The 6,258-nt window shown below is 51.8% G+C and carries 5 protein-coding genes; 2 read left to right on the top strand and 3 right to left on the bottom strand.

The window, feature by feature from the left end; translation table 11 throughout:
* Together ACJROR_RS09495 and ACJROR_RS09490 are read right to left on the bottom strand one after the other, a co-directional pair.
* Nucleotides 1-418: hypothetical protein (locus ACJROR_RS09495; protein WP_406546879.1), on the bottom strand; the 418-nt coding region annotated here is incomplete at its 3' end.
* A 393-nt stretch (nt 419-811) separates the two neighbouring features.
* The gene (locus tag ACJROR_RS09490; protein ID WP_406040708.1) at nt 812-1,231 is read right to left on the bottom strand and encodes a hypothetical protein; all 420 of its coding nucleotides are present in this window, start codon (nt 1,229-1,231) and stop codon (nt 812-814) included.
* Between the two features lie 852 nt (nt 1,232-2,083).
* Between ACJROR_RS09490 and ACJROR_RS09485 the strand changes: the two genes are divergently transcribed.
* A complete protein-coding gene (locus ACJROR_RS09485) occupies nt 2,084-2,356 on the top strand; it encodes a hypothetical protein (protein ID WP_406546878.1) in 273 nt (90 codons plus the stop codon).
* A gap of 70 nt (nt 2,357-2,426) precedes the next feature.
* Here the strand turns inward: ACJROR_RS09485 and ACJROR_RS09480 are convergent, their stop codons facing one another.
* Nucleotides 2,427-5,522 (bottom strand): response regulator, encoded by a 3,096-nt coding sequence (locus ACJROR_RS09480; protein ID WP_406546877.1) that lies wholly within the window; start codon nt 5,520-5,522, stop codon nt 2,427-2,429.
* 447 nt (nt 5,523-5,969) lie between these two features.
* On the opposite strand from ACJROR_RS09480, the gene ACJROR_RS09475 reads away from it, so the two are divergent.
* Nucleotides 5,970-6,227 carry a type II toxin-antitoxin system Phd/YefM family antitoxin gene (locus ACJROR_RS09475; protein ID WP_406546876.1) on the top strand — a complete coding sequence of 86 codons (258 nt, stop codon included), beginning with the start codon at nt 5,970-5,972 and terminating at the stop codon, nt 6,225-6,227.
* The last annotated feature ends 31 nt before the right edge of the window (nt 6,228-6,258 follow it).

Raw genomic sequence — 6,258 nt, 5'->3', positions numbered from 1 at the left:
CGCAGAGTCTGTCATCAGCGGCGTCTGAGTAAGTGATTCTTCGATAGTCCGAGGTGAAATAATAGGAATTAAAATGATTGGTGTCGGTGATGGAGGCTGAGGTGGATACCCAGTCCACGATGACAAAGCCCTTTACCGCAATGAACAGCGTCGGGGCATGCTGCCTGGGATCAAAGTTTTCCGGAAAGGTCTTGCGCATTAAGACGCATTCCTGAACAATCATCCCTTTGAAGTTTTTCTGCGGAATGCTCTCAAAGGAATAAAGGCCGTACTTCTGATTCATGGCCATAAGAAAAGTGTCGCCCTCATTGATATGCTCAATGAGGCCGTTAAAGGAGGGATCCAGCTTAAGCACCGGCTCGGTAAAAGGACAGAGAATTCCCTTTTCCGGCACTAAAAACAATCTGCTATCAGTCATAAAACATCCTTCCTTGACGGTTACTGCATGAGGTTTTACCAGATGAAGCTTCCGGCATTGCCAATAACGCAATCCCTCTGGAGGACAGGCGTGTTTGCCATGAATCCAGGCTCCGGAGTCTATTCTATATCAAAGAAGCGTTTTATGAAAAGAATCCGGACAGGCTGAGTCCGATGCTGCCATGGCTGCAGCAGGTTCCCGGAAAGTTTGCATGGTAATATGATGCGCTGATTTCAGGATTAAAGGATCTCCTCAGGATAATGCCGCAGCCCTTAACCGAAAAATCCGCTGTGCCACAAATCTCCCTGAAGAGCCCTGCCGTGCCGGGTGAACCGGAACATTCAGAGCCCTGCCGCTTAATATCCCGGCTGACCACAAGCCTGCGACTCCTTGCTATTCGTCATCATCCTCATCTTCGTCATAATCAGGATCTTCCTGAAAGTCTCCCACGGACTTAATGAGATCGATACCGTCTTCAGCGGTAATCTCACCCTTGTACGGAGCGCTCATAATGGTGATGACAAACAGCAAGTCGGAGCCGTAATCGTAGTGGAAATAAAAGGTCTTCGGCAGATAAGAATACTTCGAGAGAACAATATTCATATCCGGGGAACCCTTCTCTATCTCCGGTCCGCCGCCCCAGATGTTTTTGCTGAACACAAAGCGGTACATATGAAACATCGAATCCAGCTCAAAATCAAAAACAATAAAATTACAAAGATCCCGGAAGGTGGCTACATCAGCATCCACGGCAATAACCCGGTAAACCTCCCGGCCTCTCCCTTTCGGATAAATCTTTATCTTAGCTTTCATTTGCTTTTTCTCCTGCATGTTATCCCGCCGGAGAGGCTCCGGCCAGAAGAGGCTCCGGCCAGAAAAAGAAACTTAAAAACAGCGCCATGCTCTGACAGACATTCTGAGAAGCAAGGAATTCCGGATCTGGTCTTATCCTGTTTCCCGAATCCTCTCTCAGTCATTACCAGGCTGATAAACCATCAACGCAGTTCTCACCGCATAAGTTAAGTGCATCCGTTCTCAGTCTGATCCCTGAAATAATAAACGAAAAACCCCGGGCTCTCATACTTTAGCCTGCTGCTCAGTCGGCGTAATTTGAGCGGCCTCTTAAATACGGTTCATCACTCCGTCATATCCGTCATCGCCTCCAAGCTGTCATCTCCTTAAGCCGGCGCAAATACCGTGCTCCTCAACTGGTCTGCGGAAGATGTCCCGCGCCTTTTCGGTCCTGATCGAGCCTGCGCCGTTCTCAGAAAAAACGCCTTGAACTCCGTGACCTCTTTCACAAAACATCCCCCTCTGACAACGCTCTTGGTTCGGGCGGCTCTTGGTGTTACCGCCAGCCCGGGTATATAATGCCCCGGCTTGCGGCAGGAGAGCATCTTCAGGAATTAGCGCCGGGATGGCTTTTCACCTGGCTTCCTCTCCCATAACAGCAAGAGGAGTACAAAGAAAATGACTGGAGTAACGGGAATGACGAGATCACTGAAATCATTGGGGACTGCCCTGCTTTTTACTGCCTTAACAGCTTTTTCCGAGCCGGCCCAGGCGTTGACGCATGGCTTTTTTGTAGCAAATCAGGGCTATGATTTTATTGAATTCCGCAAAACCGAACGCGGCAAAGTTACGGTGATCCTGCAAGAATATCGAATGGAAGGCCGAAACTTTTCCAGAATAGTAAGAGAGGTGGCTGAAGCCAACGGTTCCTCCTCCTGCACCAAAATGAAGGACAGCACCCCCATCGGCGGGCCGCGCTTCCACTGCCAGTACAATCTTGACCGAACACCCTACACGCTGCACCTCATCCCCTATTACGAAGATGGCTTTGTGCTTTCAGTAGTAATTTACGGAGACAACTATCCCGGCTTCGGCATTACCTACGACGATGTCAAAGACCTCATCCGTTACTGGTTCCGCTACTGAAAACAGGAACAGCTTAAGTCCCGCTTCATCAGGGCCTGAATGGCAATTTGTCAGCCCGCCCATTTGTCCTTCAGGCCTTGATCAGCTTCTCCAGGGTATCAAAGAGAGCATCCGCTTCCACCGGCTTTGAGAGGTGCGCATTAAGGCCGGCCTGCATGCTCCGCTGCACATCTTCATCAAAGGCATTCGCCGTCAGGGCGATAATCGGGATCTCTTTGGCATCAGCCCGATCCAGGCTCCTGATAACTCTGGTGGCCTCAAGTCCGTCCATCTCCGGCATGCGCATGTCCATGAGAATGGCATCATAATAGCCGGCGGGATGGCTTTGGAATTTCTCCACGGCAATTTTACCGTTCTCTGCCGTATCAGCTTCGATTTCCCGCAGGCTGAGTACCATGACCATGATTTCCGTATTTACCTCAACGTCCTCCGCCAAAAGCACCCGGCGGCCTCTGAGATCCGCGCGGCAATCCAAGAGAGCCGCATTTTTCTTCCGGAAAGCCTCCCGGAACTGATCCAGCACGCTCCCGGCAAAGAGGGGTTTCGCCACAAAGGTATCCACTCCGGCGCGTTTAGCTTCATCTGCCACTTCATCCCAGTTGTAGGATGTCAGAATGATAATCGGCGTCCCCCGGCCCAAAACGGATCGAATTTGCCGGGTCGTCTCCACGCCGTCCATCCCGGGCATCTTCCAGTCGATAATAAGGAGATCGTAATCATTGTTGCGGGCATGACGCAGCTTTACCATTTCCAGGGCCTTGTCGCCGGACAGCGCCACATCGCAGCTTATGCCCACCTTGCCGAGAACAAGCTGGGCATGCTCCAGCGCAATCTCATCATCATCGATCACCAGCACGCTCATCTCATGAGGATTCATGCAATCATCATCGGCAGCGGTTCCGTCCTTGTGATCTGACTCGCCCAAAGTGACAAACACCTTAAAGGTTGTGCCCACGCCCTTTTCGCTTTCCACTTCAATGGAGCCGTTCATAAGCTCGATAATGCTTTTGGTTATCGGCATGCCCAGACCGGTGCTGCCGTATTTGCTGGTGGCCGAGGAATTCTCCTGGCTGAATGCGTCAAAGAGGCGCGGGAGATACTCCTTGCTCATGCCAATACCGGTATCGCGGATGGTAAACTTCAGGGCCGCCTTCTTGTCAAAACGCTGGCCCTCCTCAATCAGGAAGGTCACCGTTCCACCTTCGGGAGTAAACTTCACCGCATTGCCCAAAATGTTAATCATGACCTGTTTGAGCTTCATCCCATCGCCGACATAATAGTCATCGATCTTCCCGATGGTGCGGCAGTCGTAGCGGAGCCCTTTGTTCCGGCACTGTCCGCTGATCATGGTATTGACCTGCTCCAGACACTTGGAAAACGAGAATTCCTCGCTCTTGATGACCATCCGGCCCGATTCAATCCTAGACAGGTCCAGAATGTCATTGATGATGCCCAGAAGGTGCTGCGCGGAGGCGCCGCTCTTTTTCAGATAGTCCTTCACCGTCTCGGAGGCGGAAGGCTCGTTCATGGCAATGCTGTTAAGTCCGATAATGGCATTCATCGGGGTGCGGATTTCGTGACTCATGTTCGACAGGAATGCCGTCTTCGCTTTATTCGCCAGTTCCGCGGCAGCCAGGGCATCGCTTAACGCATGCTGCTGTTCAATTTCCTTCCTGATCTCCGCATCAACATCCGCAAATCCGGCGCTGACGCTGTGCACCGCATGATCCGCCCGATCCTCGGGATGCCGGACACCAGCTATGCGCACCGCTTCGTAGGAGACTTTGCCGTCCAAATTGATCATATAGCGATAGGAAATGACCCTGCTCTCCCTGAGGCCCTGGCGGATCGCATCAGGCTGGATGAACCGCATGAATTCCTCCCGGTACTCCGGAAGAACATAGCGGTTGCAGTAGGCGGTTACCGCCTCCATAAAACTGAACTTCTCTCCGACGCCAAGCCCTTTGATATCAGAGCGGGACTGATAGCAGACGCCGCTGTCCTTATCCAGATCCAGGTAATAAACGCTGCGGAAGTCGGAGGCCAGCGCGGTGATCATTCTCCCCTGCTCCTCCTGGTGAGCCTGCTGATCCAGCAATTGCTGCTGCAAAGAGAGACGCTGCTCCATTTCCTGCTGTTTAACCCGGTTCTCCGCATCCTGAGTCTCTTTTTCCAGTTCCAGCCTGGCATTGCTCCGGATCTGGGCGATGATGAAGGCAAACAGAGCCCCCAGCACCAGAATCGCCAACACCGACTGGAGCACGCTGCGCCGGATAATTCCGTCGGAGATGGAGTCGATTCTTCCGCTGATCACCTTTTCCTGAATGAGATAGGTAAGCTGCCAGTTGGTGCCATTTACCGGAACGTAGTCGATGGTTTCCGGAATCCCGTTGTAGGTAAATGAGGCCGCGCCCCTTTTGCCGGATCTGAAATCCTGAATAACTCCTGCTGCAGTATAACCTTCGTCAAACTGCGCCTTCTCCAGGGCCTCCAGCAGATTGTCCTCCACGGCAAGCCCTCCCAGCACCGTATTGGTAAGAGCCACGCCATCTGCGGTGTAGAGGTTTGAGAAGGTTGTCGCGGAGTTTTTCGGGGTCATGGAAACTCCCTGCAGCATGGTATTCATGTCAATTTCCATGAAACAGGCCACGAGCTGCTTTCCGCTGATGGAAAGCTTTTTATCGCGGATGGGCACGGCAATTACCACCTGCTTGTCAGGGGATTTTTCATTTTTAATGGAAATCTCCGGCCTGGCAATGGTTACGGGATCAAAGGAGTATTCCTTGATGTCATTCTGAATGCCTTCATCCGCAGTGTATACCATGCTGTCTTCATCAACGAAGGCAAAGCGCTTCAGCTTGAAAAGCTTCTTCATATTCCGCTGGTAAGCCCGCATATGGTCGAGATCGCTCAAATCCTCGCTGTCAATGAGCCCTACGGCGATATTGATGACCTTGATGTTGTCATTCAGCTTCTCTTCGACAACCTGCTTCCGCCGCCCGGCCAGTTCGTCCAGATACATCAGACTGACCGACCGCACCGCGTCAGCCGTATCCTTATGCGCGCTGCTGCCCGTCTGGATCGTTCCGCCAATAAGGATGAACGCCAGAAGAATGCATCCCAGGATTGTGATCAGCGCCGTGCGGGTGGTTTTTCCGTTCTCCATGATCGAATGCTCCCTGTCAGGAAATTACCGGGGACAATCGGTCTCTCAGGATCTCATGCCGATTGCGGCCTGGCTCTCTAATTCATGCTTTCATTCTTCCATTACTGCACGGCCTCAGCCGGTTACAGCATTGGCGTTTTCATTGCCGAGATATCACTCAGCGAAACGTCTCCGGAAAAATGTATCCTTATACAGTAAACAAAATCCGCGGAGATGTGTCAAAACCGGCACGCCAAAATAATTACCCCAGTAGCAAAATCATGCGCTGAAATCCGAGTTCTGACCTCGCTTTCGCGCTTTCGCCCGAACCTTGCCTTGCCGGCAATTTTCAGCTATACCGTAATGAAACTGACAAAGAAAGTCAGACGAGACGAACTGACAAAATCAGTCCTTCTGATCATTTTTCAAAGACCATTTCCCATAAGACAGTCGCAAGAGGCGCTAGCAATGATTGAGGTCAGCATTCCCGAGGCCGAGGCCGGTCTCTCCGGACTCTTGCAGCTTCTGGAAACGAAAAAAGAGGATGTCATTATCGTTACCCGAAACGGCAGAACCGCTGTCAAAATTACCCTCATTCCTGAACCCGCAGGATCCAAACGTATCGGCGCGGCTGAGGGCAGGTTCGCCGTCCCGGACGATTTTGATGCCGGCAACAAAGAAATAGCCGCTATGCTTATGAACGGGCCTCTTCTGCCTGATTCCTGACCGGAGCCCCGGCAGCTCATAAATAATCGCC

The organism is Succinimonas sp. (assembly GCF_045225735.1).
Classification (GTDB): domain Bacteria; phylum Pseudomonadota; class Gammaproteobacteria; order Enterobacterales; family Succinivibrionaceae; genus Succinimonas.
Note: the sequence above shows the minus strand (reverse complement) of the source record. Positions and strands in the feature narration are given on the sequence as shown.